This window comes from Pseudomonas sp. 05N434 (assembly GCF_056396965.1).
On the sequence record NZ_JBFTMK010000818.1, the window covers coordinates 1 to 1,495 of the forward strand.

Genomic DNA, 1,495 nt, shown 5'->3' on the forward strand with positions numbered 1-1,495 from the left:
TACTCACCCGATCCGTTCGAAAAAAACCTCGATACCTTTCGCTCGGTACCCAATGAAGGTGAGCTGTTCTACGGCCTGGTGCAGGACGGCAACGACTTGTGGAACGCGGCATTCTTCTGTGGCTCCTGCGCGGTCATCCGGCGGACTCACTTGCTGGAAGTCGGCGGCATCGCCACCGAGACCGTGACCGAAGATGCGCACACGGCACTCAAGCTCAATCGCCGTGGTTTCAACACCGCTTACCTCGCCATTCCACAAGCGGCGGGACTGGCCACCGAAAGCCTTTCCCGACACATCAGCCAGCGCATACGCTGGGCACGGGGCATGGTGCAGATTTTTCGGACCGACAATCCCTTGTTTGGCAAAGGGCTGAACCTGGGGCAGCGCATCTGCTACCTCAATGCCATGATGCACTTTTTCTACAGCCTGCCCCGCCTGGTGTTCTTGACCGCACCATTGGCCTACCTGTTTTTCGACGCGCAGATTTTCCATGCCTCGGCGTTGATGGTCACGGTCTATGTACTGCCGCATATTTTCCATTCCAGCCTGACCAACTCCAGCATCCAGGGGCGCTTCCGCCATTCCTTCTGGAACGAAGTGTATGAGTCGGTGTTGGCCTGGCACATCATGCGACCGGTCCTGCTGGCTCTAATCAGCCCTTCGCTGGGCAAATTCAACGTAACCGACAAGGGCGGCACCGTCGAAAAGGACTATTTCAACTGGAAGCTCGCGCGGCCTTACATCGTCCTGTTGACCTTGAACATGATCGGTCTGGCGATCGGCGTGGTGAAACTGGTCGGGAGTGATTCGGCCGAGGTCACTACCCTGCTGATCAACCTGATCTGGACCGTGTACAACATCATCATCGTCAGCACCGCCGTGGCGGTGGCCACTGAGTCCTCTCAGGTGCGCAACGAGCCCAGGGTGCCCGCGGATCTGCCCGTGCGCGTCTATCGCGAAGACGGCACATCGTTCGATTGCATAACCCGGGACTTCTCACAAAACGGCGTGGGTCTGGCACTGCCACCGCAAGTTCAGCTCAGCGCCAAAGAGAAGCTGCGGCTGTGCATTCTGCGCACACCTCCCTCAAGCCTCTTTCCCGCAACAACGATCTTCAGCAACGACAACGTGGCAGGCGTGAAATTCGAGGGTTTGACCCTGCGCCAGCAAAGTGAGCTGGTGCGACTGACCTTTTCACGGGCCGACACCTGGGCCAACACGTGGGGCAACGGCCGCCTCGACGCGCCAATGTCAGCGTTGCGCGAGGTCAGCAGCATTGGCTTGCGCGCCATCCTGCGCTTGTTCGTTGCCACCCTAAAGGACAGCCAGGCGCTGCTGCGCAAACGCCCGGCCACTCCATCACCCATCGACCCCACCGCGGACACGCAACGATCTTGAAGCCTTCCACTCGCCGGACCTTTCCTCCTCGTCGCTCACTCATGCTGCTCGCCTGCTCACTAGTGGGCTGGAGCGACTGGGCGTTGAGTGCTGCCAC

The 1,495-nt window shown here is 59.5% G+C and carries 1 protein-coding gene; it reads left to right on the plus strand.

Annotated features, from left to right (window positions below; genetic code table 11):
- A partial coding sequence (locus tag AC1DLB_RS29730; RefSeq protein ID WP_477786256.1) for a PilZ domain-containing protein occupies positions 1 to 1,398 on the plus strand: 1,398 nt, incomplete at its 5' end.
- Positions 1,399 to 1,495 lie beyond the last annotated feature (97 nt).